Origin of the sequence: Amycolatopsis sp. M39 (assembly GCF_001651785.1) — a bacterium.
In the GTDB taxonomy this organism is placed as follows: domain Bacteria; phylum Actinomycetota; class Actinomycetes; order Mycobacteriales; family Pseudonocardiaceae; genus Amycolatopsis; species Amycolatopsis rubida.
In genome coordinates this window covers 252,247-277,344 of record NZ_LWSF01000003.1, presented here as the reverse complement: position 1 = coordinate 277,344, position 25,098 = coordinate 252,247, and the positions used below count along the sequence as shown (strand labels likewise).

Genomic DNA, 25,098 nt, shown 5'->3' with positions numbered 1-25,098 from the left:
GGAGCCCTGCCCCAGACCCGAAATCGTGACCGTCACCAACAACCCCCCGTCACGCCGCCACCCGCGGCAACGCCCGCCGCACGACGTGCCCGTCCCGGACCTCGAAAACGATGTCCGCTTGCAGCTCTTCATCCGCATTGTGCGTGACGTGCACAACCGTCCGTCCAGCGAGTTCTGTATGCAACATCGCGCGCAGCGCCCGCGCCGTCGGCTCGTCGAGATGCGACGTCGGCTCGTCAAGCAACACCAACTCCGCCGAGGGAGCCGCCAGCAACGCCCGTGCCAACGCCACCCGCTGCGCCTGTCCGCCGGACAATCCGGCCCCGGCGCTGTCGAGCACCGTCGCCAAATCCAGCTCCGGCAACTGCGCCTGATCAAGCGCCCACCGCAAATCGGACGTCTCCGCCAGCGGATCCGCGAGCCGCAAATTCTCCGCCACAGTGGTCGACACGAGCATCGGCTCCTGCGGCGCCCAAGCCACCTTCCCCGGCACGACGATCTCCCCGCGGCGAGGCTGAAGGAACCCCAGCAAGGCCGCCACCAACGTCGACTTCCCAGCCCCACTCGGCCCGACGACCGCCACGTAAGCCCCGGTCGGCACGCTCAACTCGACGTCCTTCAGCACCGCCTCGCCGCCGGGCCACCCCAGCTCGGCACCCCGCAACCGGACCGCGTCCGCGCGATTGCGGTCCGGCTCGCCCGCGGACCGAGCGACAACGTGGCCCGCCTCGTCCACCGGTTCAGCACTCGCGCGGCGTACTGCTTCGTACGCGCCCCCGACGGAACCAGCCGCACCACGCGGACGCCCCACCACCGGTTTAGCAATCACGCGGCCAGCTGCTTCATGCACACCGCGCGAACGCCCCGCTTCCGACTCAACAATCACACTGCCAGCTGCTTCATACACACCGCGCGAACGCCCCGCTTCCGACTCAACAAGCACGCTGCCAGCTGCTTCGTACGAGCCCCCGGCAGAACCAGCCGCACCCTGCGAGTTCTCCGCCGTCGACTCGCCGACCACCGCGCCGAGCCGAACCCGAGCCGCTCGCAGCGTGTCCCCATGCACCGCCGCCTGCGGCAACAGCGCCAACACCTCGGCCAGAGCCAACGGCACCAACGCCAGCAGCGGAGCCATCACTCCCGCCAGCTCCCCACGGCCGACCGCGCTCGCAGCCAGCATCGTGCTGACCACCGCGGCTGCCCCGGTCGCCAGCGTGATCAGCGCATCCGCCGCGCCCGCTCCGAAGGCCTGCCGTCGAGTGTCGGCAGCCAGTTGCGTGTCCGTCGAGGCCAGGTCACGGCGACGCGAAGCCGCCCGGCCATAAGCGAGCAGTTCCGCCGCCGACGAGAACAGCACCAGCACCTGAGCCGCGACGTCACGCCGTCCAGCCGCGAGGGCCGAAGTCGCCCGGCGCTCCAAACGCAACGCGACCGCCGGCGCTGCCAAGCCGACCAGCACAGTCAAGGCCAGCACCAAACCGGCCGACTGCAGCACTAACGTCTGTACCGCGATAGCCCCGGCCGCGACCAACCCGACCACGATCGGCGGCGACACGACCCGCGGCAACAGATCCCGCACCGTGTCGACGTCCGTCACCAACCGGCGCTGGCTCTCTCCGGCTTCGAGGCTTCGTGCTGGACCCAAGCGCACCAACGCATTCCACAGCCGGACCCGCAACCGTCCGGCGATCCGGAAGGCGGCGTCGTGCGTCACGAGCCGTTCGACATACCGGAGTCCGGCCCGGCCAAGCCCGAACGCGCGCACCCCGACGACCGCGACCGTCAAGGTCAGAATCGGCGGCTGCGACGACGCTTTGGCGATCAGCCAGCCAGAGGTCGCGGTGAGCGCAATCCCTGCCAAGAGCGCCAATGCGCCTAGCAGGGCACCGGAGAACAGCCGTCGGTCGAGCAACATCCGCCAGGGAAGCGGCCGGGCATCGACAGTGTCTGAGGTGGACTCAACTACCGCCGCGGGAGACGAGTCCGAAACAGTAACTGCGGCAGAACGTTCGTGCGCAGCGATTACCGCCGCCGCACCGTTTTCGACGGCCCGCTCGACGGCGTCGATGACCCGCCGCGCGTTGACGTCGTCCAGGTGCGCGGTCGGCTCGTCCAGCAGCAGCAACCACGCGTCCGACTGAACGCGCAGCAACGCGCGAGCCACGGCCACGCGCTGGCGTTGTCCCTGGGAAAGCCGGTCGACCGGACGGTCGGCGAGGCCGTGCAGGCCCAGTTCGCCGAGCACGGTGTCGATGTCCGATCCAGCGACGGCGAGCTCTTCCCGCACTGTGCCGCCGCTGAAAACCGGCGACTGCGGGACCCATGCGATACCAGCGCGCCACCGTTCGAGGTCGGCTTCGGCGAGCGGCACGTCACCGGCCCGCACCGACCCGTCGTAGGACGGCACGAAGCCCAGCAGAGTCGCGAGCGTGGTCGATTTGCCGCCACCGCTCGGCGCGCGCAGCCATACGATCTGGCCGCGCCGGACGGAGAAACTCTCGCCGTCGGGAGCGAATCCGCCGCGTCGGGCGACTTTTAGGTCAGACACAACCAACGATCCACAAGGCGCGGTCCGCGTTCCTTCGGCCGGGACTGGCTCCGCGAGCACCGCGGTCACCCGGCGGACCGCTTCCACGCCGTCCTCGCTCGCGTGGAATGCCGCGCCGACCGCGCGAATCGGCTGGTAGCACTCGGGAGCGAGGATCAGCACGCCAAGCCCGATCGCCAGCGGGAGCGATCCCGACACCAGCCGGACGCCGATGACGACAGCCACCAAGGCGACCGACAGCGTCGCCGCGAGTTCGAGCACGAACGCCGAGGAGAACGCGACTCGCAACGTCTTGAGTGTCGCGCGACGATGCCGGTCCGACAGTTTCCGCACGGTTTCGGCCTGTGCCTCAGCCCGCCGGAACGCGGTGAGCACTGGCAACGCCCGCACCAGTTCAAGCAGCAGGCCGGACATCCGGTGCACCGCGTCCGTGGCGCCGGAAACGCGGTCGGCGGTGAATTTTCCGACCAGGACCGCGAACATCGGCAGCAACGGGACCGTCGCGGCGATGATCACCGCCGACGGCCAATCTGTCCACAGGATCGCCGCGCCTGCCGCGACCGGGACGACCGCGGCAGTGACAAGCGCGGGCAGGTACTCGCGGAAATAGGAATCGAGTGCGTCGAGGCCACGTGTCACGAGGGTCGTGAGTTCGCCGTGGCCGCGGCGGGCGAGCCATTCCGGGCCGAGGCGCAACGCGTGGTCGACGACGCGGGCGCGCAGGTCGCGTTGCGCGGTCGCGGCGGCGCGGGCGGAGACCACCCGCACCGCCCAGCTGGTGCCTGCGCGGCCCACGACGAGCGCGAACAGAACAGTCAGCTGGACGGTGCGGCCCCCTTCCCCCAGCCCCCGGGAGACTACGTCCGCGAGGATGTCCGCCAGCAGAAAAGCTTGTCCGACAAGGAAAACCGCGTTCCCGAACGACAACACCGCGACCAGGATCAGCGCTCGGCGCGCGGCTGGCCCCAAGGCCGAGAGCGCGCCGAGCGGACCCTTGCCCGGCCGCACAGGGTCCATGGGGGACCCGGTGGCGGAAAGGGGTGCGCGGCCGGGAAGCTCGGTCATGATGCGTGCACCGCCGGGATGTGCTGGACGCCGATCCGCTTGCGGAACACCCAGTAGGTCCAGCCTTGATAGATCAGCACAGCTGGCGCCCCGAACGCGCCGACCCAGGTCATCACCGTCAGCGTGTAGTGGCTGACCGCGCTGTTCATGATGGTCAGCGAGTGCGCCGGGTCGAGGGTGGAGGGCAGGACGTTCGGGTAGAGCGCGCCGAAGAAGGTCACCGCCGCGGCCGTGATGACTACCGCGAGCGCGGCGAACGCCTGCCCGTCGCGGTCGACGTAGAGCCGCAGCCACGCCACCGCCGCGGCGAGGACGACGATCGCCAGCGAGATGAGCGTCCACAGTTTGCCTTCGCGGACCTGGACGACCACCAGGAACGCGACCAACGGCAGCAGCCCGACCGGGAGGAAGCGCAGCGCGATGGTGCGCGCACGTTCCCGCAGGTCACCGGTCGTTTTCAGGGCAAGGAACGCCGCGCCGTGCACGAGCGAGAACCCGACGATCGCCACCGCGCCCAGCAACGTGTCCCACCGGACCGATTCGAACGGCGNAACGGCGATCCGACGCGGTCGCCTTGTGCGTCGAGCGGCAGGCCGAGCACGGTGGTCGCGAGCAGCAGCCCGACGCCCAGCGGCGGGATCCAGGAACCGATGATGATCACGCGGTCCCAGACGCGCCGCCAGCGTTCGGAGTCGACTTTGCCGCGGTACTCGAACGCGACGCCGCGTCCGATGAGCGCGATGAGGACGAGCAGCAACGGGAGGTACGCGCCGGAGAAAAGCGACGCGTACCAGCCGGGGAACGCCGCGAAGGTCGCACCGGCCGCGACGATCAGCCAGACCTCGTTGCCGTCCCAGACCGGCCCGATCGTGTTGACGAGGACGCGCCGCTCGGTGTTCGTCTTCCCGAGCACCGGCAGCAGCATCCCGACGCCGAAGTCGAATCCTTCGAGGAAGAGGTACCCCAGCCAGAACAACGCGACGATCGCGAACCACAGCGTTTCGAGTGTCATGCCCACTCACCTCGTCCGGCGCCTGCCTGCGTCATCCGGTCGGCCACCGGGTTGTCCCCACGATGGCCCTGAGTTATCCACAACCCGTCGAGTTGTCCACAGATTTGCTGTGGGTAACCCGCGAGAGCCACCACACGATTACGCTGGGTACGGGGCGTCCCCCCGGTGAGGGTGGGGGCTGCGTACGCGCGGGAGGGGGTTGGGGCAAAGCTTCGCGTCGGCTGGTGCGGCGGGTTCGGGTGAGCTGGGGTGAGGTCGCTCGCAGCCGAGGACGTGAGGTTGTTCGTCGCGGCGGAGCGATCCGGGGCGGTGGCCCGCCCGCCCAGCACAACCAAGGACGTCAGAGCGTGCGCCACCACGGAACGATCCGGCACGACGGCCCGCCCGCCCAGCACAACCAAGGACGTGAGGCTGTTCGTCGCGGCGGAGCGATCCGGGGCGACGGCCCGCCCGCCCAGCACAACCAAGGACGTCAGAGCGTGCGCCACCGCGGAACGATCCAGCACGACGGCCCGCCCGCCCAGCACAACCAGAGACGCGAGGTCCCGCACCGCGCCGGCGGAACGATCCAGCACGACGGCTCCGTCCGACTCCGCCGGGGCCGCGCCGGGCCTGCTCAGCGTCGCGTTCATCTCCACCTCCGTCATGGCCATCGCAGCGGGAGCACCGGCGGTCCAGGCCAGTGGAGCGGGCCGCGCCCAGACCCGGCCCTCCGGGTCCTCTGGCGGCACCCCGGCCCGCTCCACCGGGTCAGTAGGCGAACGAAAGCGCCTGGTCATCGGAATCATCCGAACCGTCCGAATCCTTGGCTGAAGAGGCAGCGGGCGGCAGCACCGCGTCCACCCCGCCTCGGATGTACTTGCGCATCAGATACAGCTCCACCACGCCCAGCACCGCGTACAGCACTGTCAACGAGATCAGCGACGTCAGCACCTCGCCGACCGTCAGCTTCGACACCGCCTGCGCTGTGAACATCCACATGCCCTCGACGCCGGTCGGGTTGGGGGCCACCACGAACGGCTGCCGGCCCATCTCGGTGAAGATCCAGCCCGCGCTGTTGCCGATGAACGGGGTCGCGATGCCGCCGAGCACCATCAGCGGGAACCAGCGTCCGCCGGGAATCCGGCCGCGCCGGGTGAGCCACAGGGCCAGCAGGCCGATGCCCGCGGAAATCGCGCCGAAGCCGATCATGATCCGGAAGCCCCAGTACGTCACCGGCAGGCTGGGCACGTAGTCGATCGGTTTGCCGGCAAGCGAACCGAGCGCCGGATCGTCCGGGTAGTTCGTGCCGTATTTCGCCTGGTATTCCGAAACCAGGTTCTCCACGCCCTTAACCTCAGTGGAGAAGTCGTTGTGCGCCAGGAAGGACAGCAGCGCGGGCACGTTGAACGTCTTGACGTCCTCGCAGTTCGCGTTGGCCACGTCGCCGACCGCGATGATCGAGAAGCTCGCCGGCTTTTCCGTGTGGCACAACGCTTCCGCCGACGCCATCTTCATCGGCTGCTGCTCGAACATCAGCTTGCCCTGCAGGTCGCCGGTGATCGCCAGTACCGCGAACGCCACCACGCCGACCCAGCCGCCGAGGCGCAGCGACGAGCGCCAGACCTCGCGGTGTTCGTCCGACGACGACCGCCGCCGCCACAGGTGCCATCCGGCCACGCCGACCAGGAACGCCGCCGCCACCGAGAACGCGCCGGCGAGCGTGTGCGGGATCGCGGCGAGCGCCGTGTTGTTCGTGAGCACCGCGCCGATCGAGTTCATCGTCGGCTTGCCGTTCACGAACTCGACGCCCACCGGGTGCTGCATCCACGAGTTCGCGGCGAGAATGAAATACGCCGAGGCCATCGTGGCCAGCGAAAACGCCCACGCACACGCCAGGTGGATCTTCTTGGGCAGCCGGTCCCAGCCGAAGATCCACAGGCCGAGGAAGACCGACTCGACGAAGAACGCGAGGAGGCCTTCCATCGCGAGCGGCGCGCCGAACACGTCGCCGACGAACCGGGAGTAGGCGCTCCAGCTCATCCCGAACTGGAACTCCTGCACGATCCCGGTCACCACGCCCATGGCGAAGTTGACGAGCAGCAGCTTGCCCCAGAACTTCGTCATCTTGAGGTGCCGCAGCTTGCCGGTGCGCACCCATGCCGTCTGCATGGCCGCGACCAGCACCGAAAGTCCGATGGTCAGCGGGACCATCAGGAAGTGGTAGACGGTGGTGATGCCGAACTGCCACCGCGCGAGCTCAAGGACATCCACGGGTTCGATCCTCCGCGCGCGCCCCGGCTCCGGCTAGTTCAACACGTCCTGAACCAGCCGGGACCAACGTCCCGCCGACCTGCTGAAACCCGGTGCCGCACGACGCCGGAGCTACCCCCGATCAGGTGGCGGCTAGCGGGTCTCCTCCACGAGCCACGACAGGTACCGCGGGCTGCCGCCGACGATCGGCGTGACGATGACCTCGGGCAGGTCGTAGGGATGCCGCACGTTCAGGAACTCCTCCAGCGCGCCGGACCGGTCCGCGGCCGTCTTGCACTCGACCCGCCATTCGGCCGCCGTCTGCACCTCGTCCTCCCACCGGAAAACGCTGGTGATCGGCCCGACGATCTGGGCGCACGCGGCGAGCCGGGCCTCGATGGCGCTCGCGGCGATGGTGCGCGCGGCGGCCTCGGAGTCGACGGTGGTGGTCACGACGACATGGTCAGCAGACATGACCCGAACCGTACCGCAGCCGGAAAACAGAATTCGGCGCACCGAAAAAAATTATCCGGCACACCGGCGACAAGCATTCTGTCGCCCTTATCAGGCAATTCGCGAAACCCATCAGCTTGCGATTTTCTGAATCTCCCCTTTATCGTTGCAGCGAAAGGGGTGAGCACGAACCCATGTCTCCCGCATTGATCGCTCTGTTCAGCGCGTTCGGCCTGGTACTGGCCGTTGAACTGCCGGACAAGACGCTCGTCGCGACCCTCGTGCTCACCACCCGTTTCCGCGCCTGGCCGGTATTCGCCGGAGTATGCGTGGCGTTCGCCGTGCAATGCGTGATTGCGGTCGCTTTCGGAAGCCTGCTCACCCTCTTGCCGGAAACCCTTGTTTCGGTGCTCGTCGCCGCGATGTTCGGCGTCGGCGCGTTCCTGCTGCTGCGCGAGGGCTTCANAGGGCTTCAGCGAAGGCAGCGAGGCGGGCGAGGACGCGTCGCGGTCCGGTCCCACGCCGGTTTCGTTCCTGCGCTCCGCGCTCACATCGTTCGGCGTGCTCTTCGCCGCGGAGTGGGGCGACGCCTCGCAGCTGGCGACCGCTGGTCTCGTCGCGCGCCTCGGCAACCCGTTCGCGGTCGGGGTCGGCGCGTTCGTCGCGCTGGTGTCGGTCGCCGGGCTGGCGGTGTTCATCGGCGCGAAGATCCGCGACCGGATCCGGCCGAAGCTGATCCAGCGGGTCGCCGGGTTCGTGTTCGCCGGGTTCGCCGCGTTCGCGCTGGCCCAGCTGCTCTGGTAACCGCCGCTTCACAGGAACGCCGGGTAACCTCTTCGGAACCCCCGAACGAGGACCAGGTGAACCCCCGGTGACGCCATGGCCTCCGCCATGACCGCCGAGGAGCGCCCGTGCCGACCACCTCCCGCGCCGCCGTGTCTCCGGTGTCGCCGGTGCACGGCAGGCTCGCGCTGGTCGGCATCGGGGCGGCCGTGCTCATCGCCACGGACCTGCATCTGCGGCTCTCCGCGCAAATCAGCCCGATCTGGCAGACGCTGTCGGAGTACGTCTACGGCAGACTCGGCGACCACTCGGCCGCGCGGCTGTTCACCGTCATGTGCCTCGCGCTCGCGCTGGGCTCGCTGGCGTTGCTGGCCGGGCTCGTCAAAGCCCGCCGCTCGCCCGCGGTCGTCATCCTGCTCGGCGGGTGGTGCGCCGGCCTCACGATCTGCGCGACGGTCCCGGTCGACCCCCATGGCGAAGCCCGGTCCTTCGACGGCCAGCTGCACAACGCCGCCGCCCTCACCGCTTTCCTCGCGCTCCCCACAGCCGCTTGGCTGCTGACCCGCCGCGGCGGCCGATCGTGCCCGTGGGAGCCGCGCCGCACGACCATCCGCTGGCTGGCCGTCGCGAGCTTTGCCAGCGTGGCGGTAGTTCTGGGCGGCTTCGTGTTCACCTTGGTCACCGGGCCCGCGCAGCAGGAAGTGACGCTCGGGCTGTTCGAGCGGCTGCTGTTCACGGTCGACCTGGCGCTGCTGCTGACCATGGTCCGGCCGCTGGTCGCCGCGTCCCGCCGCTAGGTCCGCAGCACCTCGGCAAGTTTTAAAGCCGCCGCCACTGTCAACGGCCCGGCTTCGTCCGAAACCAACGGCTCCAACGAGATCACCCCGACGCTCGCCTTGAGCCCAGGAACCCCGCGCACCGGCGCAGCGACGCCTGAAGCACCAGCCTCGATCTCACCGGTCGAGACGACCCACCGGTCAGTGCCGCCCGGCCGCAACGCCATCGCCCGCCCAGCGGCACCCGCGGCGAGCGCGTGCCTGCTGCCGACCCGGTACGCCACGTGGTAGCTCGTCCACGACGGCTCCGCCACCGCGACCGCCTGCGCGTGATCGCCCTGCGCCACCGTCAGATGCGCCGTAGCGCCGACCTTCTCGGCCAGTTCGCGCAGCACCGGCCGCGCGGCCTCGCGCAGCTGTGGCAGCACCTGACCGGCCAGCCGCAGCACTCCGACGCCGAGCCGCACCTTCGTGCCGTCTCGCCAGACCAGGCCGCGTTCGGCCAACGGCACCAGCAGCCGGTAGACCGCCGCGCGGCTGGCACCGATGGTCACCGCGAGTTCGGAGATGGTCGCCGCCTGCTCGCCCGAATCGGCCACCGCTTGCAGCAGCGCCAGACCGCGGTCGAGGGTCAGTGACCCCTCCGTGCTCACAGCAACTCGAGTTCACCCAGGTCGGCCACCGGCTCGGCGAACGACGCCGCCGCGTACGAACCGAAAAGCTCCCGGACCGCTTTCGCGGCAGGCTCCGGCAACGCGCGTGCTTCGTCCGCGAGCGCCTTGCCGTCGGTCGATTCCAGCGCCGCACGGACGTCTCCGCCGGAGAGGCAGCGCGCCGACGCGACGAGCAGGTTCAGGAAGCCGTGATGCGTGAAGCCGGTCTCCGGGTCGACGTGCCGGACCGCGCGGTGCAGGCTGTTCGTCGCCTTGAACGACGCCCCCGGCGAGCCGCTGACCACGGACAGGAAGTCGGCCACCTCGTCCACGCTGGGGAAGTTCTCCCCCGCCTTGCCGCCGCAGCGGATCTTCGGCCAGCTGCCGTGCTCGATCACGTTGCGGACGCCGTCCAGCCAGCCGACGCCGCGGCGCGGTTCGACGACCCGGATGACGTCCTCGGGCACGAACTCCGAGACGCGTTCCAGCCACACCTCGTCGACGTCGGACGGGGCAGGCATCTCCACCATCCGCAGCGACAGCAGCTCGCTGCGCGATTCGACGATCGAGATCGCCTTCGGAACGCCGCCGAGCCCGGTGTCGATGATCAGCGACAGCGGCAGCGGCTCCTTGGGCTTGATCTTGATCAGCTCGGTGATCAGCTCCGGCAGCCGCGAGGCCTGGCACAGGAAAACCCCGAGCACCCCGGCGTGTTCCCCGCCGCGCGATTCGAAGTGCGCGCGCAGCGCCTCCGGCATCGCGACGTCCGCGGGCGGGAAGAGCGCCGAGTCGTCGACGAGCCGCGCGAACAGGGGAGGAATTCCACGGGGGCCGGGGGGCGTGAGTTCCACAGCGCTTGACACGACTGACACGCTAGTAGCGTACGGCAAGGGGACAAAATCGTTCGCTCTGCGGACGCCTTTCGCGGCCCTCCCCGGAGGAGATCACCCGGCCCCATGGACCGAATCCACCCGGTCCCGCCCTTCGGCCGATCCGTTGACCAGCAGTTTCCCGCCCCATGGGTGATCTTCCCGCGCGCTCTTCCCTTAGCGTGCCAATTCAGGTTAGGCTCACCTAAGTAGGAGGTGAGCCGTGACCGAGGCACCCGTATCCGTGCGCCGCCCGCCCGCGCCGAACCCCGCCGAACGCGCCAAGACGATCGCGACGCGCGGCGGCCCGGCGACGATCATGCCGACCGTCGAGAGCGCCGGCTGCGAAGCCGAACGCGTCGAGCCAGTCCTGCATCACGTGCACCACAGCGGAAGCGTCAGCATTCTTCTGCCGGACGAGCACCCGATGGTGCGCGCGTCCCGGCAGGCTCAACGCGGCGAGCTCGCCGTTATGGTCGAGCTCGCCGACCACGCCCCAGTGGCGCTGCGGGAACCGGTCCGCGGCCTGCTGTGGATCACCGGATGGCTCCGGCCGCTGACCGAGGTGTCGGCCCGCGCCCGCGCGGTGTCGATCGCCGAACATCGGCCGGACCACCGGCTCCTCGACGTCGGCCACGGCCTCACGCTGCTCCGGCTGACCCCGGCGTCGCTGGTGCTGGCCGACGCGGAGGGCACGCATTCGCTCCGGCCGCACATGTTCAGCGCGGCCCCGCCGGACCCGTTCCACGACTACGAGGCCGAATGGCTGCGGCACCTGGAAAGCGACCATCCGGACGTGGTGGAACAGCTGGCCCGGCACCTGCCCGCGGACCTGCGCGGCGGCCGGATCCGCCCGCTCGGCCTCGACCGGTACGGCCTGCGACTGCGCGTCGAATCAACGGCGGGCGACCACGACGTCCGCCTCGCCTTCTCCCGCACCGTCGACAGCCCGCCGCAGCTGGCCGCGGAACTGCGCCGTTTGCTCGGCTGCCCGTTCCTGCGCCACCAGCATGGCGAGGACTGACCGGCCGCGAAGGACCTCAGTCCTCGGCCAGCTCCGGAGGAAAGCCGCCGGTCGCGATCGGGCCCCACCGGTCGATCGTGATCCGGATCAGGCTCTTGCCCTGCTTGCGCATCGCCGCGCGGTACTCGTCCCAGTCCGGGTGCTCGCCGGAGATGCTGCGGAAGTAGTCGACCAGCGGCTCGACCGAGTCCGGCAGGTCGATCACCTCCGCGGTCCCGTCGACCTGCACCCACGGGCCGTTCCACTCGTCCGACAGCACGCACACCGACACCTTCGGGTCGCGCCGGAGGTTGACCGCCTTCGCGCGCTTCGGGTAGGTCGCGATGACGATGCGGCCCTCGTCGTCGACACCGCAGCTGTTCGGGGACAGCTGCGGCCGCCCGTCGGCGCGGGTGGTCACCAGGATCGCGCGGTGACGTGGCTTCAGGAACGCGACCAGTTCGGCGCGCTCGACCTTCGTGTTGGTGGCGATAGTCCTCGGCATACCCCGACGGTAGCGTGCGTTCATGCGCACCACAGAGCGTTCCGGGAGGCCCTCGGGCCTGCGATCCTGGCTCAACCCGGCACTTCCGGCGTTCCCGGCTCAGCTCACCGATCCCGTGCGGCGGCGAGCGGTCAAGATCGAACTGGTCCTCGTTTTCGGCATCACGCTCGGGTTGTCCGGCGCGCGCAGCCTGTTGTCCCTTGTGGACTCTCTGCTGCGCCCGACTCCGTTGGCGCAGCAGCAGGTGCAGCTCAACGTTCCGCAGGCCGCCGCGAGCCTGCTGGACCTGCTCCAGCAGTTGCTGAGCGCCGCGCAGCTGATCGGCTGGGGCGGGCTCGGACTGTACCTGCTGTGGCGGGCCGGGATGAAACTGCGCGAAATCGGACTCAGCCGGCGCATCCGTTCCGACGCGCTCGTCACCATCGGACTCGCCGCGCTGATCGGCGTTCCCGGGCTCGCGCTGTATTTCCTCTCGTATCACCTCGGGTTCAGCCTCGCGGTGCAACCGTCCGCTCTGGGCGACACCTGGTGGCGGCCGATCGCACTGACGCTTTCCGCGTTCGGCAACGCTTTCGCCGAGGAAGTGCTCGTGATCGGCTATCTGCTCACGCGGCTGCGGCAACTCGGCGTGCGCGAGAACGCATCGCTGTTCGGCGCCGCGGTGCTTCGCGGTTCCTATCACCTGTACCAAGGGTTCGGCGGGTTCGTCGGCAACTTCGTGATGGGGCTGGTGTTCGGCCGCGTGTGGCAGCGGACCAACCGGCTGTGGCCGCTCATCGCCGCGCATACTTTGTTCGATGTGGTGTCCTTCGTCGGCTATTCGTTGCTGAAAGGCCGTCTTTCCTGGCTCCCGTGATGCCCGCTCATTAGGCTCGCACTTCGTGAGCGAGACGAGCGAGATGACCGCACCTCCCAGGGTGGACAGCGAAGTCGGGCCGCTTCGGGCAGTACTGCTGCACCGGCCGGGAAACGAGCTGAAACGGCTCACGCCCCGCAACAACGACAAGCTTCTTTTCGACTCCGTCCCGTGGGTGAGCCGGGCGCAGCAGGAACACGACGCGTTCGCCGACGTTCTGCGCGGCCGCGGCGTCGAAGTGCTGCTGCTGGCCGACGTTCTCCGCGCCGCGCTGGAAGATCAGCGCGCGCACGCCGCCGGGGTCCACGCCGCCGTCGACGACCGGCGGCTCGGCAGCGACCTCGCGGATTCGCTGAGGTCGCACCTGACGAGCGTCGACGCGCCCACGCTCGCCGAGGTGCTGATGGCGGGCATGACGTTCGAGGAGCTGCCGTCCGCCGAGGGCGCGTCTCTGGTGCGGATGATGCACCATCCGCGCGACTTCGCCGTCGATCCGTTGCCCAATCTGCTCTTCACCCGCGATTCGTCGGCGTGGATCGGCGACCGCGTCGCGATCTCGTCGCTGACCATGCCCGCACGGCGGCGGGAAACGGCGCTGCTCGACCTCGTTTACGCCTACCATCCGCGATTCCGCCACGCCGCCCGCGCTTACGGCGCGCATTCCGCGCCGATCGAAGGCGGCGACGTGATGCTGCTGGCTCCCGGCGTCGTCGCGATCGGCGTCGGCGAACGGACGACTCCGGCCGGTGCCGAATCGCTCGCGCGTTCCGTATTCGCCGACGGGCTCGCGCATACCGTCGTCGCGGTGCCGATCGAACAATCACGCGCGACCATGCATCTCGACACCGTATGCACGATGGTCGATGTCGATGCAGTCGTGATGTATCCGCTCGCCCGCGATTCCCTGACCGCGTTCACCCTCAAGCCGACCGGCGACGGCGGCGTGAAAGTGGCCGGTCCGACGCCTTTCCTCGAAGCGGCCGCGGAAGCGATGGAGATCGACCGGCTGCGGGTGATCGACACCGGTCTCGACCCGGTCACCGCGGAGCGCGAGCAATGGGACGACGGCAACAACACGCTGGCACTGGCCCCGGGCGTGGTCGTGGGGTACGAACGGAACGCGGAGACCAACGAGCGGCTCGCCGCGGCGGGCATCGAGGTGCTGGCGATCACCGGGTCCGAACTGGGGTCCGGCCGCGGCGGCCCGCGCTGCATGTCGTGCCCCGTGCGCCGCGATCCGCCGGCCAGGCGGCACTGACCCGCTGAGCTTTTCTCAAGAGCGGGCCGGGGTTCTCACCCCCTCGCCGCGCGATGCCGCAGTCGTGCGGGGAACCCTGACAAGTCTGATTCCCTCGGGGTTGTCCACACGGACTTCCGCAGGAACCCGCCGCACACCGCGCTGCCGAGAAACCCCACCGAGGTGAAGTTAGCCTTCCCTTAATAAGGGTAAACACATTAAGGGAAGGCTAACCGAAATAAGTGTTTCCTTCTTAAGGAATGGTAACCCTAATGGGGTGGAGATCACCAGCTAAAAGTGGAAAACAATCCGATATTGACGTACCGTGATGAACATGGCCGCTACGAAGAAAGAACCGCGCTCCAAGTTCTACGAACTGCTGCAGGCGCAGATCCACAACGAGTTCAACGCCTCCCAGCAGTACATCGCGCTCGCGGTCTGGTTCGACAACGAGGACCTGCCGCAGCTCGCGAAGCACTTCTACAAGCAGTCCGTCGAGGAGCGCAATCACGCGATGGCGCTTCTCCAATACATGCTCGACCGGGACCACCACGTCGAGGTCCCCGGCACCGGCGAAGTCCGCAACGAGTTCTCCGCCCCGCTTGAGCTGCTTGAGCTCGCGCTGGAGCAGGAGAAGGAGGTCGCTGCCGACATCTCCGCGATGGCGAAGGCCGCGCGGGCCGAGGAGGACTACATCAGCGAGCAGTTCACGCAGTGGTTCCTCAAGGAGCAGGTCGAGGAGATCTCCCAGATGTCGACGCTCGTCACGGTCGCGCGCCGGGCAGGCGACAGCGTTTACGAGATCGAGAAGTTCCTGCACCGCGAGTCCGTCGGCGACGCCGGCGCGGACTCCGGCATGCCCCCGGTCGCGGGTGGCGCGCTGTAACGCTCGAAGCAGGCCCGGAAGCCCGGTTGTCCCCACTGTGGACAACCGGGCTTCCCCCTGTGGATAACTTCAGCGCCGCTCGTACTGCGCGATGAGCACGCCGGTGGTGGTCGCGACGCTGCTGACGAGCAAAAACTCGGTCAGCGGAGCCGGTCCCTCGAACAGCCGCGCGCCGCGGCCGAGCGTCAGCGGGTGGATCAGCAAGGTATAGCTGTCGACCAGCCCGGCGGCGTGCAGCGCACGCACGAGCGAAACGCTGCCGATAATCGCAAGATCCTTGCCCGGCAAGGCTTTCAGCTCAGCCACGGTCTCCACCGCGGAGCCGCGCAGCAACACCGAATTCTGCCAGGCGTCCGCGTTGTCCAGCGTGGTGGAGACGACGTACTTCGTGGCCGCGTTCAGGTGCGCGGTGTAGGGATTCCCGTCCGTCTGAGGCCCCCAGACAGCGGCGAAGTCCTCCCAGGTGCGCCGGCCGAACAGCATGTCCCCCGGCCGGCTCAGGCCCTTGCCCATCTCGCGCGTCATGACTTCGTCGGAGTATCCGATCGCCCATCCGCCTAGGTCGAACCCACCGAGGGGGTCCTCGTCCTTGCGGCCGGGGCCTTGGGTGACGCCGTCGAGGGTGACGCTCAGGGTGACGCTGATCGAACGCATCGGGGAGGTCCTTCCGCTTCCGCGGGCCGCCGGCCGGCCCGTCACCCGCTACACGAGCGGCGCGGCGCCAGATCGACATCGGCTCGCGAAATTTTTCAGCCGGCGCAGTCCTGTGTCTTCGCCCGGACCTCGATGTCCTGGACCGCGCCGTCCGAGTTCAGCGTGAAGTGATACGCGCCCTGGTCACCGGTCGGCGACACGAGCGCGCTCCCCGACTCCGACGTGCCCGGATAGGTCGCGGTGACCTGGGCCTTCGGCGACCCGTCGCCCACGCCTTCCGGGGTGTGCGCGGCACCGTCGGGTTTCACCGCGACCACGCCGTTCTCCGCCGACACGACAGCCGTCGCGGCGGGCACCCCGGCACCGCTGACGTCGTAGTAAGTGCAGCCCGCCGACTCTTTCACCGTCGTGAGCTTCATGCCCTGGTCCGTGAGCTGCTGCTCGGTCATGCCGAGCTTCACCGCGCCCAGGCCGTCCGCGGTCACCAACGCTCCGGACGCGGCTTTCGCCGGTGACGTCCGCGGCGGCGCAGGCTTCGTGTGGTGCGGATGCGCGGGCGGCACCGGCGGGTCGGCCACGCTGGTCTCCATCGGCACGGACGGTGCCTGCGCCTGCGTCGATTCGGCGCTCGACGGGGGCTCGGGCACCGCAGAAGGCGGCGTGGGCCGAGCCGAAGCGACCTGCCGGGCGGCGACATCGGTCGCGGCGGGCTGGGCGCGCAGCTGGATCGCCACCAGTCCGGCCGACGCCACCGCGAGGACGCACGCCGCCCCGGCCCCGGACGTCAGGATCCGTTGCCGACGCCGCCGCCTGCGCGCGCCCGCCACGATGGCCGACGTGGCATCCTCGGCTGGTTCGACGGCTAGCCGATCGTCGGCGAGGAGGGCGCGGAGCCGCTGTTCCAGATCGTCGGGCTGACTCACCCGGCGTCGCCTCCTTCCTGGTTCCTCAGTTTCGCCCGCAGGGACGCGATCGCCTTGCTCGCTTGGCTTTTCACCGTCCCCTGGCTGATGTCCAGCGCCTTGGCGATCTCCGCTTCGGAAAGTCCTTCGTAGTACCGCAGCACCATCACCGTGCGCTGCCGCGGCGGGAGGTCGCGCAGCGCCTGCCACAGCGGCTCGTGCTCGAACGGATCCTTCGCCGGACTCGGGCTGGTGTCGGGCAGGTCCGCGACCAAATTCTCCCGGCGCGTCCGGCGCCAGCGGCTGACGTGCGCGTTCGCCATCGAACGCCGCACGTACGCCAGCGGGTCGCCGGTCTTCTGCCGCACATACGACCAGCGTGCGCCGATCTTTTCGAGCACGGTCTGGACGAGGTCCGCGGCGTCGTGCGGGTTTCCGGTGAGCACGTGGCCGTAACGGAGCAGCCCGGGCAGGGCCTCGCGTACGAAGTCGCCGAAGTCCGTGCTGGTGGTGACGGCTTCTGCCTGCTGGCCGGCCCAGGACGGATCCCCGCTCGTCAGGGGCAATGCGGCTGCCGTCACCGTATCGCCCCCTCCCCGGATGACCGCGTCCAGCGACGGTTCCTCGTCATCCCCACCACGCATGAGCGCCCCCGAGGGTTGTCCCGTCTCCATCGCTACTTTCCGTAGCTGTGGACAACTGAGGTCAGCGCACGGAAAGCGACTCGGGCAGCTTCAAGGCGCCATCCGCGTCAGTGGGGAAATCGTGTACCGCGACCACGGCGTTTCGCGGGAGCGGGCCGTAGATGTGCGGGAACTGGATTCCGCGCGGGTCCGGCGGGTCGCCGTCCTCCCAGCGAACGGGCGCGTCGACCAGCTTGGGGTCGATTTCGAGCAGAACCAGGCCGGGTTGGCCGCGGTAGAGCGCGTTGGCGGGCAGGGCGACCGTGCCCGGGTCCGAGCAGTGGATGAATCCGGCGTCGTCGAGCGAGGACGCGCGGTATTCGCCGTCGGCGGGCACCGCGGCCCACTCGTCGCGGGTGCAGATGTGGAGGATCACCCGGTGATCATCCACCTGTGGACAACTCAGGTCGACTTGTCCACAGGTGGACAACTCAGCGGATGGTGAGCTGACGTCCGATCAGCCCGTCGCGGGCACGCCGCTCGGTGGCGTTGAGCGGCTCGGAGTCGAGCGACTTGAGCGCGTCGTCCAGCCGGGAGCCGAGCTGGTCCTTGGGCTCGGCCCACTCCCGCGCGTGCGCCTCGGGGTCGAGGTCCCACACCGGGACGAGCAGGCCGTGCGCACGGAACGACCCGGCGTACCGGGTGCCCTCGCCGAGCCCGAGCGTGCCAGCTGCGGACAGTCGCGCAAGCGCTTGCAGCAGCAGGTTCTCCGGTTCCGGGCGGACCCAGCGCAGGTGCGCCTTCTCGCCGGCGAGCACCCAGTACGCGCCGGAGCCGAGCCGGTCGGTGGGCATGATCGCGGCGTTCGCGCGCTCGAGGGAGACCGCGACGTCGCCGGTCGCGTCCGCGTCCTCGGGCAGCCACCACGCGAAGTCGGTGTGGAGGGCGACCTCCAGCTCCGCGCTCGGCACGAGCAGATCCTGGAGCCGGTTGTGCTCGTCCGGGTCGGTGGGCGACGTCGTGTCCGGCACCGACAGCACGTCGCCCGGTTCGGCGTCGAGCAGCCAGCGCAGCGCGCGGCCGAGGTCGCGGCTGATGTCGGAAGACCGCGTCTGCACCTGAAGGCCGAGGAAGCGCTCGCCGTCCGAGCGGACGAACGCCGCGGCGGCCATGGGCAGCACCGTGCCGAGCGTGACGTCGCCGCCGTCGGCGAGCGTCAGTTTCGCCGTGGCGGACGGGACGAACTCGCGCAGCGCGATCAGCTCCGGCTCCGCCGCCAGCCCCTCGAACGGCTGCCCGACGAAGACGTCGCGCACCTTCGGCTTGCGGTCCGGCTTGGGACCCTTCTTACGCGCGCCCTTACCCATTTCAGCCTCCTAGCGAAATCAAGGTCAGACGCTATCGAAGGGACTGGCCGTCCGGGCTCGCGGGTTAGAGTCGGCTCGTGTTCGACCCTCGCGATCCCGCCTTCCTCGCCGACCCGTATCCCGCGTTCGCCGCGCTGCGCGCCGAAGGCGAGGTGCACCAGCACGACGACCTAGGCATCGCGATCACGGTTTCGCACGCCGCGTCCGCCGCCGTGCTCCGGCACCGCGGACTCGGCCGCATCTGGACCGACGCGCAGCCGCTCGAACGGTTCGCGTCGTTCAACCTGCTGCACCGCAACTCGTTGCTGGAGAACGAGCCGCCCGCGCACACCCGCCTGCGCCGCGTCATCGCGGGCGAATTCGGCCGGGGCCACGTGCAGCGGCTGCGTCCGATGGTCGCGGAACTCGCGGAGTCCATGGTGGACACGCTGGCCGCGAAGATCGCCGCCGACGGCAGCGCGGACCTGCTCGAACACCTCGCGCAACCGCTGCCGGTCGCGGTCATCGCCGAACTGCTCGGCGTCCCGACGTCGGACGGCGCGCAGCTGGTGACGTGGAGCAACGCGATCGTGAAGATGTACGAATACGGCCTGTCCGAGGACGGCCGCGACGCCGCCGAACAGGCCGCGGCCGATTTCGTGGCGTACCTGCGCGAGGTCGTCGCGGGCTCGCCGCGCGGGATCGTCCGGGACCTGACCGCGAGCGAACTGACTCCCGACGAGGTCGTCGCCACCGCGGTGCTGTTGTTGATGGCCGGCCACGAGGCGACGGTGAACGTGCTCGGCAACGGGGTGACCGCGCTGCTCACCCACCGCACGGAATGGGAGCGGCTTAGGTCCGACCCAACGTTGCTGGACTCGGCTGTGGAAGAACTGATCCGCTTCGACTCCCCGTTGCAGTTGTTCGAACGCACGGCGACTGAGGAGGTGGAAATCGCTGGTCACCGGGTAGCGAAGGGCTCGAAGATCGGTGCGCTGCTGGGTGCCGCGGCACGCGACCCGAAGGTGTTCGACGCCCCGGACACCCTGGACGTGGGCCGCTCGCCGAACGCGCACCTCGGGTTCGGGATGGGGATCCATTACTGCGTCGGGGCACCGCTGGCCCGAGTGGAGATCGCGGCCGCTTTGACGGCGTTGACGAACCGGCTCCCGGCGTTGCGGCTGGCCGCGCAGCCGGAGCGGAGGCCGGAGTTCGTGATCCGGGGATTGCGGACTCTGCCGGTGACTGCCTGAGTCCTGCGGGGTCGGGTGGTGAGTGCTGCATAATCGCGCGGTCGCGGGCAGGGGCGGCGTTGGTCGGGGGGAAGCGCCGATGCCCGGAGCCAAGCCGGGTGGCAAGCGCCCCACAATCACACACGGCCGAGAACAGGGCGGCGCTGGCCGGCCGGAAGGGCCGATACCCGGAACCAAACCAGGTGGCAAGCGCCCCACAATCACACACGGCCGAGAACAGGGCGGCGCTGGCCGGCCGGAAGGGCCGACGCCCGGAACCAAGCGGGGTGCCTGGCTGGTTCGCAGGATCGCCCGCCGTGTCGCGTGGGAGTGCGCTGCGGTTTCACTGGAATTCCGCGAATAGCCCGAGGAACCACCGGGGAGCTAGCCGCTGGGGGACGAACGGCAGCCCGTCGCACATCTGCGACCGCCGCCCAGGAACGAGCCGCAACCCCGCGCATCGCCCGCAACCCGCCCGGGGACTCGTGAGTGGTGTTGCCGGTTCTCACCGGCAACACCACTCACGACGTTAGGAGCACTGGCCGCCGTGCCCGCACCGCAACTCCGCCGCTAGCCCACCTCACCGCGAAACCCGCGCACCGCCCAGCAGCGAGCCGCCGCATCAGCGCAACCCCGCGAACAAGTCGTCCTCCACTCCAGCACCTGGCGCGACGGGACCGTTCGTGCGGGCCAGCTGGTAGTCCTCCCATGGCCAGGCCTTTCGCTCGATCTCGCGCGAGTGGGCGAAGAACGGATGCCCCGGGTCCATCTGCGTGGCATGCGCGCGCAACGCCGCATCCCGGGTCGCGAAGTGTTCCTCGCAGCGGATGCGGGCGGTGACGGTGAGCACGTCGGCAGGCGGCAATTCCTCCAAAACCGGACCCATCAACGACTCTTCACCAGCGGCGATGGTCGCCTCGTGCATGGCTTCGAACCAGGATCGGCTGAGGGTGGCCAGGTAGTAGAGCTTGCGCGGGCTGCCGTCGTCGGATTCGTCGAACGCCGCGGTGGTGACCTCATGTGTGCGGATGTGGTCGGGGTGTGGATAACCGCCGGTCTCGTCATAGGTGACCACCACCTGTGGACGGAATTCCCGCATCAGCTCCAGCAACGGCTTTGCCGCTTCAGCCAACGGAATCTCCGCGAAGCTGCCAGCAGGCGAAGGCGTCGCCAAACCCGAGTCGACGTGGCCGAGGAACGTCTGCCGGATGCCGAGAATCCTTGCCGCGTCGGCCATTTCCCGGCGACGGATGGCAGGCAGATCCCGTCGGACGTCCTCTCGGTCCAAAGTGGGGTTGAGCACATCGCCGCGTTCGCCGCCGGTGCAGGTGGCCACCAGGACGTCGACGCCCTCGGCTGCGTAGCGGGCCAGAGTCGCGGTGCCCTTGCTCGATTCGTCGTCGGGATGGGCGTGTACGGCCAAGAGGCGGAGCGTCATGCGCGGCTTCCTTTCGGGAAGAAGAGAGCGGGGACAAAGCTCAGCAGGGAAAGGCCGAGTGCCCAGGTGAACGTAGTGCCGAACGCAGCTGCACCCGGAGGTTGCGCGTGCAGGACAGCCACCAGAAGCGCCGTACCCAGTGAGCCGCCGATGCGGTTGACGACGTTGATCGCGCTCGCCGCACGCGGGATTTGGCTGCGCTCCAACGAGGTGTAGAGCATCGTCATACCGGGCGTGGTGGTCGCGCCTAGGCCGAACCCACGGATCAGCAGCGAAACTGTCAACAGGGTCGGGCTGGGGGAATCGCCGAGTTGGGTGAAGGCGATCGTGCCTCCGAGCGACAACGCGATGCCGGTGAGCATGACTGTTCGCGAGCCGAAGCGGTCCAGCAGTTTTCCGCCTGCGATGAGGACGACGGCGGACCCGAGGGCCTGTGGCGCGAGCAGAAGTCCGGCGGCGAGAGCGGACGTGTGCTGAATCTGCTGGTAGTAAAGCGGAAGCAACAGCATCGAACTGTACAGCGACGCGCCCAGCAAGAAAGTACTCGCGCTCGCGACAGTGAAAGCCTTGTGCGCGAACAATTTCAGGTCAAGCAGCGGCGCTTGCGCGCGACGAGCGTGCCAGGCGTACGCGATCAGCAGCACGGCACCGGCGATGGCGAACGTGTTGGAACCTTCGCCTAGGCCGTAGCCGAGCGCGCCGAGCCCCGGCGGGAGCAGCAGCAGGCCGCAGACGTCGAGCGGATCGCGCGTGCCAGCGGGTTCCTCGCGCGGCAGCACCCGGACGGCGAGCAGCAAAGTGGCGACGCCGAACGGCACGATCCCGAAGAACAGCCAGCGCCAGCCGAGGTCCTGGACGAGCGCGCCGCCGAGCATCGGGCCGAGTACCGGCGCGACGGTCGCGGGCAGCGTGACGACACCGATCATCCGGCCGAGCCGAGGACCGGCCGCCTGCGCGAAAATCGCCTGGCCGATCGGTTGCATGAGACCGCCGCCGAGGCCGTGCAGCACGCGGAACGCGATCAACGCCGGAGCTGACCAGGCGAACCCGCACAACACCGTCCCCAGCGTGAACAGCCCGACGGCCGCGATCCACACCTGAGCGCCGCCGAACCGGTCGGCAAGCCAGCCGGACAGCGGAATGGTGAGCGACGCGGCCAGCAGGTACGCGCTGGCCACCCACTGCACGGTCGGCAGCGAACTGTCCAGGTCACGCGCCATCACGCCGATCCCGACCGACACGATCGTCGCGTCGAGGATCGACAGCACCGCGCCCAGGATCAGCACTCCGCCGAGCCGGCGAAGCCCGGAATCGGAGACCGGAACCTCGGGAAGCCGCGTGGTCATCGCATCACCCCCTTCGTTAGGTCGGACCTTAGATTAGGTCGAACCTAGTTAATGGGTCAAGCACAAATTTAGGTCGGACCTAGTACACTGGCCGGGGTGAGCCTCAGGGAGCAGAAGAAGCTGGAGACGCGGCAGACGATCTCGGCGGTGGCGACGCGGCTGTTCATCCAGCGCGGGTTCGACCAGGTGACGATCGCCGAGGTCGCGGAGGCGGCGCGGGTCGCCAAGATGACCGTCACGAATCACTTCAGCCGGAAGGAAGACCTGGTCTTCGACATCCGGAATGACTTCGTGGACTGGCCGGCCAACCTCGTCCGGGCCAATCCGGAGACTCCGGCGCTGGTCGCCGTGCGGGACGGGTGCTTCGCGGAGCTGGACAAGGCGAGCGCGATGCTCGGGTTCGCGGACGTGTCCTTCGTGCGGATGGTGCGCCAAAGCGAACGCCTCACGTCCGCGCTCCGGGACATGCACGTCGACCGGGAATTCGAGCTCGTCGCCGCGCTGCTCGACCGGCATCCGGACCGGGAAATGCTGTCGCGGACGGCCGGGGCGCACCTCACGTCAGTACTGCGGCTGCTTCTCGACGACGTCTGGCAGCTGACCTGGCGGGACGTCAAGCTGGCCGATCTGGTGGAGCAGATCCGGGATTCCGCGGCAGTCGCGTTCGGCCAGCTGGAACCGGCGCTCGGCGACCTTTAGCGCGCGGCGCCGACCGGACGCGCGGTCCGCAGCTCCGGCTCCGGCGCACCCTCGATCCTGAGCACGCGGAAGTCGCGCAGGCGTCCCGGAGCGATCGGCATCAGCAGATGCGAGAACCGCCGGATCACCAGTGCGGTAACGATCGCGAGCGCGGCCGCGGCGAGGTCGGTGAGCGCGACCAGCAGGACGCTGTCCGCCATCGCCTGCACGCCCGGCCGGATCCGCCAGATGATCGTGACGTTCAGCAGGACCCAGTTCGCCACCCACGCGCCCCACCAGCCGAGCACGAGTCGCGACGGCTTCGGCCGCTCGTCCCGGGGACGGCGAAGCACGGCGTGCTCCAGCTCGCTGACCACGGACAACGCGAGCGGCAGATTCGCGATCGGCACCAGCACGCCCACGAGCACCTGCCAGACCGGCCGCGGCGGCGCTACCTCGGCTTCGTCGGCGGCCGCTTGCCGCGCGACCAGCAGCCACCAGATCGAGAGTCCGGCGGGCAGCAGCGAAAAGATCGTGGTGAGCAGGCCGGCGAGCATGACGAACGCGTCGGAGAACCCGACGACGCTGCTGTTCAGCGCGGAATCGCGGCTCTCCACGAGGAGCGCGTACCGCCAGCTCTCCGCCCCCGCCGCGATCACGGCGAGGACGGCGAACGTCCAGAGGATGGTGGTGAGACTCCGCGCGAGCACCGGGATCCGGTCGATCGGCCGGATTTCTCCGGACGCGGTGCCGGGCACGTTCGTCGGCCGGCGCCAGGTCAGATTCGGGAAGCCCCAGCGCGGCGGCACCGGATAGGACGGCGGGCCGGAGTAGGGCGTCGCGGGCACGGCACGACGACGGCGGACGGCGCTCGGCGGCGGGGACGCGACCCAGCGCAGCTTGGCCGCTCGCTTCGGCGGACTCGGCTGCGGTTGCTGGGGAGCGGGCCGATGGATCGCGCCTTGCGGAGCGGCAGTGAACGGACGCGCGTACGCCGGGTGCGGGTAGGCCTGCGCCGGATACTGCGGCTGGTTCGGATTGGCGAACTGCTGGTCAGGATGTACCGGCCCGGCTTGCGGCGGTGCCCAGTGGCCAGGCGGCGGCATGCCCGGCTGCGCGGGATAGGGCTGCGCGCCAGGCTGTGGCCCGGCATACGGCTGCGCTCCAGTCTGCGGAGCCCAGCCTGGAACAGGCCCATTCACCGGCGGCACCCCAGCCGATCCGGGGTGGCCCGGACCGGACGCCCCGGTCCCGGCATCAGCAGGCCCCGGCCCACTCGAATCCCGCTCAGCGCCGACCGGCCGGGAACCGTCCCCTTCGCCCCGGCCGAAGCCAGGAACGAACGACGCCGGATCCGAGGATTCCGGCGGCTCGGGAACAGACTGGGCAGGCATCCGTCAGAGAACCTCGGGTTCAGCGTCGGGGTTTTCGCTCACCATGCGGCGGCCTTCGCGAGCCCAGGCTCCCATTCCGCCCGCGACGTTGACCGCGTCCCAGCCGCTCGCGTTCAGCCAGGCCGCGGCGCGCGCCGAGCGGCCGCCGGAGCGGCAGATGACGTAGACCGGGTTGTCCTCGGGGAATTCGGCGAGTTCGCCGACCCGCGCGGGCAGTTCGCCGAGCGGGATGTGCACCGCGGCGGGGGCGTGCCCGGCGGCCCACTCGTCGTCCTCGCGGACGTCGAGCAGTGCGACGTCCGCAGGCAGGTCGCGGACTTCAGCGGTCGGAATTTCAGCAGGGCTCACCACAGGTTCCATGCTCCCATGTCATGACGTTGTACGCGTGTGAGGAACGCTAACCGCTAGGCCTTGCGGTGGCGTCCCCGGCCGGCCCGCAGCTTCTCGTCGGCCTGGCCGAACCGGGCGACCGCGCGGTCGCGCATCAGGCCGAGCGGGTCGGGGGCGTGCAGGCGCAGCATGATGTCGTTCACCAGGTCCGGGCGGCCGGACCTGGTCAGCCGGCTCACCACATAGGTCGCCAGGAACGCCGAGGGCACCGAGATCA

General features: G+C 69.3%; 23 protein-coding genes and 3 pseudogenes. 8 read left to right on the top strand and 18 right to left on the bottom strand.

Annotation, left to right across the window (positions count from 1 at the left end; genetic code table 11):
* Positions 1 to 49: 49 nt before the first annotated feature.
* The 5 genes and pseudogenes from cydD to cutA form a co-directional block, all read right to left on the bottom strand.
* Positions 50 to 3,565 carry a thiol reductant ABC exporter subunit CydD gene (gene cydD, locus A4R44_RS10090; RefSeq protein WP_067578777.1) on the bottom strand — a complete coding sequence of 1,172 codons (3,516 nt, stop codon included), beginning with the start codon at positions 3,563 to 3,565 and terminating at the stop codon, positions 50 to 52.
* 44 nt (positions 3,566 to 3,609) lie between these two features.
* Positions 3,610 to 4,625: pseudogene (gene cydB, locus A4R44_RS10085) on the bottom strand (cytochrome d ubiquinol oxidase subunit II).
* Positions 4,622 to 5,257: a hypothetical protein gene (locus tag A4R44_RS10080; RefSeq protein WP_157904845.1), complete on the bottom strand. Its 636-nt coding sequence runs from the start codon at positions 5,255 to 5,257 to the stop codon at positions 4,622 to 4,624. The pseudogene cydB and the gene A4R44_RS10080 overlap by 4 nt, the downstream one beginning before the upstream one ends.
* Before the next feature lie 118 nt (positions 5,258 to 5,375).
* Complete coding sequence (locus A4R44_RS10075) at positions 5,376 to 6,878, bottom strand: cytochrome ubiquinol oxidase subunit I (protein WP_067578555.1); 1,503 nt, start codon at positions 6,876 to 6,878, stop codon at positions 5,376 to 5,378.
* Positions 6,879 to 7,010: 132 nt separating this feature from the next.
* A complete protein-coding gene (gene cutA, locus A4R44_RS10070) occupies positions 7,011 to 7,331 on the bottom strand; it encodes a divalent-cation tolerance protein CutA (protein WP_037718964.1) in 321 nt (106 codons plus the stop codon).
* Between the two features lie 173 nt (positions 7,332 to 7,504).
* On the opposite strand from cutA, the pseudogene A4R44_RS10065 reads away from it, so the two are divergent.
* A pseudogene (locus tag A4R44_RS10065) lies at positions 7,505 to 8,114 on the top strand (TMEM165/GDT1 family protein).
* Between the two features lie 107 nt (positions 8,115 to 8,221).
* Positions 8,222 to 8,890: a DUF998 domain-containing protein gene (locus tag A4R44_RS10060; RefSeq protein WP_067578553.1), complete on the top strand. Its 669-nt coding sequence runs from the start codon at positions 8,222 to 8,224 to the stop codon at positions 8,888 to 8,890.
* Here the strand turns inward: A4R44_RS10060 and A4R44_RS10055 are convergent.
* Complete coding sequence (locus A4R44_RS10055; RefSeq protein WP_067578551.1) at positions 8,887 to 9,522, bottom strand: helix-turn-helix domain-containing protein; 636 nt, start codon at positions 9,520 to 9,522, stop codon at positions 8,887 to 8,889. The two genes, A4R44_RS10060 and A4R44_RS10055, sit on opposite strands and share 4 nt — an antisense overlap.
* Positions 9,519 to 10,373 (bottom strand): hypothetical protein, encoded by an 855-nt coding sequence (locus A4R44_RS10050; RefSeq protein ID WP_280142717.1) that lies wholly within the window; start codon positions 10,371 to 10,373, stop codon positions 9,519 to 9,521. The genes A4R44_RS10055 and A4R44_RS10050 overlap by 4 nt, the downstream gene beginning before the upstream one ends.
* 241 nt (positions 10,374 to 10,614) lie before the next feature.
* Between A4R44_RS10050 and A4R44_RS10045 the strand changes: the two genes are divergently transcribed.
* Positions 10,615 to 11,415, top strand: a complete 801-nt coding sequence (locus A4R44_RS10045; protein WP_067578549.1) for a DUF2470 domain-containing protein — start codon at positions 10,615 to 10,617, stop codon at positions 11,413 to 11,415.
* Positions 11,416 to 11,431: 16 nt separating this feature from the next.
* Here A4R44_RS10045 and A4R44_RS10040 read toward each other — a convergent pair whose 3' ends face one another.
* Positions 11,432 to 11,899 (bottom strand): PPOX class F420-dependent oxidoreductase, encoded by a 468-nt coding sequence (locus A4R44_RS10040; RefSeq protein WP_067578547.1) that lies wholly within the window; start codon positions 11,897 to 11,899, stop codon positions 11,432 to 11,434.
* A 22-nt stretch (positions 11,900 to 11,921) separates the two neighbouring features.
* On the opposite strand from A4R44_RS10040, the gene A4R44_RS10035 reads away from it, so the two are divergent.
* The 3 genes from A4R44_RS10035 (at position 11,922) to A4R44_RS10025 (ending at position 14,878) form a co-directional block, all read left to right on the top strand.
* The gene (locus A4R44_RS10035; RefSeq protein WP_067578545.1) at positions 11,922 to 12,755 is read left to right on the top strand and encodes a CPBP family intramembrane glutamic endopeptidase; all 834 of its coding nucleotides are present in this window, start codon (positions 11,922 to 11,924) and stop codon (positions 12,753 to 12,755) included.
* Between the two features lie 61 nt (positions 12,756 to 12,816).
* Entirely contained in the window at positions 12,817 to 14,013 is a 1,197-nt protein-coding gene (locus A4R44_RS10030; protein ID WP_198545240.1) for an arginine deiminase, read from the top strand.
* A 313-nt stretch (positions 14,014 to 14,326) separates the two neighbouring features.
* The gene (locus A4R44_RS10025) at positions 14,327 to 14,878 is read left to right on the top strand and encodes a ferritin (protein ID WP_067578772.1); all 552 of its coding nucleotides are present in this window, start codon (positions 14,327 to 14,329) and stop codon (positions 14,876 to 14,878) included.
* 69 nt (positions 14,879 to 14,947) lie between these two features.
* Here the strand turns inward: A4R44_RS10025 and A4R44_RS10020 are convergent, their stop codons facing one another.
* The 5 genes from A4R44_RS10020 to A4R44_RS10000 all read right to left on the bottom strand — a co-directional run bounded on the left by A4R44_RS10020 (position 14,948) and on the right by A4R44_RS10000 (position 18,424).
* The gene (locus A4R44_RS10020; protein WP_067578541.1) at positions 14,948 to 15,532 is read right to left on the bottom strand and encodes a dihydrofolate reductase family protein; all 585 of its coding nucleotides are present in this window, start codon (positions 15,530 to 15,532) and stop codon (positions 14,948 to 14,950) included.
* A gap of 95 nt (positions 15,533 to 15,627) precedes the next feature.
* The gene (locus A4R44_RS10015; RefSeq protein WP_067578539.1) at positions 15,628 to 16,455 is read right to left on the bottom strand and encodes a hypothetical protein; all 828 of its coding nucleotides are present in this window, start codon (positions 16,453 to 16,455) and stop codon (positions 15,628 to 15,630) included.
* Positions 16,452 to 17,015, bottom strand: coding sequence for a SigE family RNA polymerase sigma factor (locus A4R44_RS10010; RefSeq protein WP_232791557.1), 564 nt, complete (start codon positions 17,013 to 17,015; stop codon positions 16,452 to 16,454). The genes A4R44_RS10015 and A4R44_RS10010 overlap by 4 nt, the downstream gene beginning before the upstream one ends.
* A gap of 124 nt (positions 17,016 to 17,139) precedes the next feature.
* On the bottom strand, positions 17,140 to 17,493 hold the full coding sequence (locus A4R44_RS10005; RefSeq protein ID WP_067578536.1) for a DUF952 domain-containing protein: 354 nt from the start codon (positions 17,491 to 17,493) through the stop codon (positions 17,140 to 17,142).
* A 55-nt stretch (positions 17,494 to 17,548) separates the two neighbouring features.
* A complete protein-coding gene (locus tag A4R44_RS10000; RefSeq protein WP_067578534.1) occupies positions 17,549 to 18,424 on the bottom strand; it encodes a DUF5926 family protein in 876 nt (291 codons plus the stop codon).
* Between the two features lie 77 nt (positions 18,425 to 18,501).
* Here A4R44_RS10000 and A4R44_RS09995 point away from each other — a divergent pair, with 77 nt between their 5' ends.
* Positions 18,502 to 19,656, top strand: a complete 1,155-nt coding sequence (locus tag A4R44_RS09995) for a cytochrome P450 (RefSeq protein WP_067578532.1) — start codon at positions 18,502 to 18,504, stop codon at positions 19,654 to 19,656.
* 601 nt (positions 19,657 to 20,257) lie between these two features.
* On the opposite strand, the gene mca is transcribed toward A4R44_RS09995, so the two are convergent.
* Together mca and A4R44_RS09985 are read right to left on the bottom strand one after the other, a co-directional pair.
* Positions 20,258 to 21,073, bottom strand: a complete 816-nt coding sequence (gene mca / locus A4R44_RS09990; protein WP_067578530.1) for a mycothiol conjugate amidase Mca — start codon at positions 21,071 to 21,073, stop codon at positions 20,258 to 20,260.
* Positions 21,070 to 22,419, bottom strand: a complete 1,350-nt coding sequence (locus A4R44_RS09985; RefSeq protein WP_067578528.1) for a DHA2 family efflux MFS transporter permease subunit — start codon at positions 22,417 to 22,419, stop codon at positions 21,070 to 21,072. Before A4R44_RS09985 ends, mca begins: the two co-directional genes overlap by 4 nt.
* Positions 22,420 to 22,515: 96 nt before the next feature.
* On the opposite strand from A4R44_RS09985, the gene A4R44_RS09980 reads away from it, so the two are divergent.
* On the top strand, positions 22,516 to 23,118 hold the full coding sequence (locus tag A4R44_RS09980) for a TetR/AcrR family transcriptional regulator (protein WP_067578526.1): 603 nt from the start codon (positions 22,516 to 22,518) through the stop codon (positions 23,116 to 23,118).
* Here the strand turns inward: A4R44_RS09980 and A4R44_RS09975 are convergent.
* The 3 genes and pseudogenes from A4R44_RS09975 to A4R44_RS50145 all read right to left on the bottom strand — a co-directional run.
* The gene (locus tag A4R44_RS09975) at positions 23,115 to 24,203 is read right to left on the bottom strand and encodes a DUF4328 domain-containing protein (RefSeq protein ID WP_067578524.1); all 1,089 of its coding nucleotides are present in this window, start codon (positions 24,201 to 24,203) and stop codon (positions 23,115 to 23,117) included. The genes A4R44_RS09980 and A4R44_RS09975 overlap by 4 nt on opposite strands.
* A 291-nt stretch (positions 24,204 to 24,494) precedes the next feature.
* A complete protein-coding gene (locus A4R44_RS09970; protein WP_037806963.1) occupies positions 24,495 to 24,851 on the bottom strand; it encodes a rhodanese-like domain-containing protein in 357 nt (118 codons plus the stop codon).
* A 44-nt stretch (positions 24,852 to 24,895) separates the two neighbouring features.
* Positions 24,896 to 25,098: pseudogene (locus A4R44_RS50145) on the bottom strand (cation acetate symporter); the annotation flags it as partial.

Bases quoted from the DNA above. Each gene is read 5' to 3' on its own strand.
- A4R44_RS10000 (WP_067578534.1), bottom strand. From the start codon at position 18,424: ATGGGTAAGGGCGCGCGTAAGAAGGGTCCCAAGCCGGACCGCAAGCCG.
- A4R44_RS10035 (WP_067578545.1), top strand. From the start codon at position 11,922: ATGCGCACCACAGAGCGTTCCGGGAGGCCCTCGGGCCTGCGATCCTGG.
- mca (WP_067578530.1), bottom strand. From the start codon at position 21,073: ATGACGCTCCGCCTCTTGGCCGTACACGCCCATCCCGACGACGAATCG.
- A4R44_RS10040 (WP_067578547.1), bottom strand. From the start codon at position 11,899: ATGCCGAGGACTATCGCCACCAACACGAAGGTCGAGCGCGCCGAACTG.
- A4R44_RS09975 (WP_067578524.1), bottom strand. From the start codon at position 24,203: ATGCCGCCGCCTGGCCACTGGGCACCGCCGCAAGCCGGGCCGGTACAT.
- A4R44_RS10025 (WP_067578772.1), top strand. From the start codon at position 14,327: ATGGCCGCTACGAAGAAAGAACCGCGCTCCAAGTTCTACGAACTGCTG.
- cydD (WP_067578777.1), bottom strand. From the start codon at position 3,565: ATGGACCCTGTGCGGCCGGGCAAGGGTCCGCTCGGCGCGCTCTCGGCC.
- cutA (WP_037718964.1), bottom strand. From the start codon at position 7,331: ATGTCTGCTGACCATGTCGTCGTGACCACCACCGTCGACTCCGAGGCC.
- A4R44_RS09985 (WP_067578528.1), bottom strand. From the start codon at position 22,419: ATGACCACGCGGCTTCCCGAGGTTCCGGTCTCCGATTCCGGGCTTCGC.
- A4R44_RS09970 (WP_037806963.1), bottom strand. From the start codon at position 24,851: ATGGAACCTGTGGTGAGCCCTGCTGAAATTCCGACCGCTGAAGTCCGC.
- A4R44_RS10020 (WP_067578541.1), bottom strand. From the start codon at position 15,532: ATGCGTTCGATCAGCGTCACCCTGAGCGTCACCCTCGACGGCGTCACC.
- A4R44_RS10080 (WP_157904845.1), bottom strand. From the start codon at position 5,257: ATGAACGCGACGCTGAGCAGGCCCGGCGCGGCCCCGGCGGAGTCGGAC.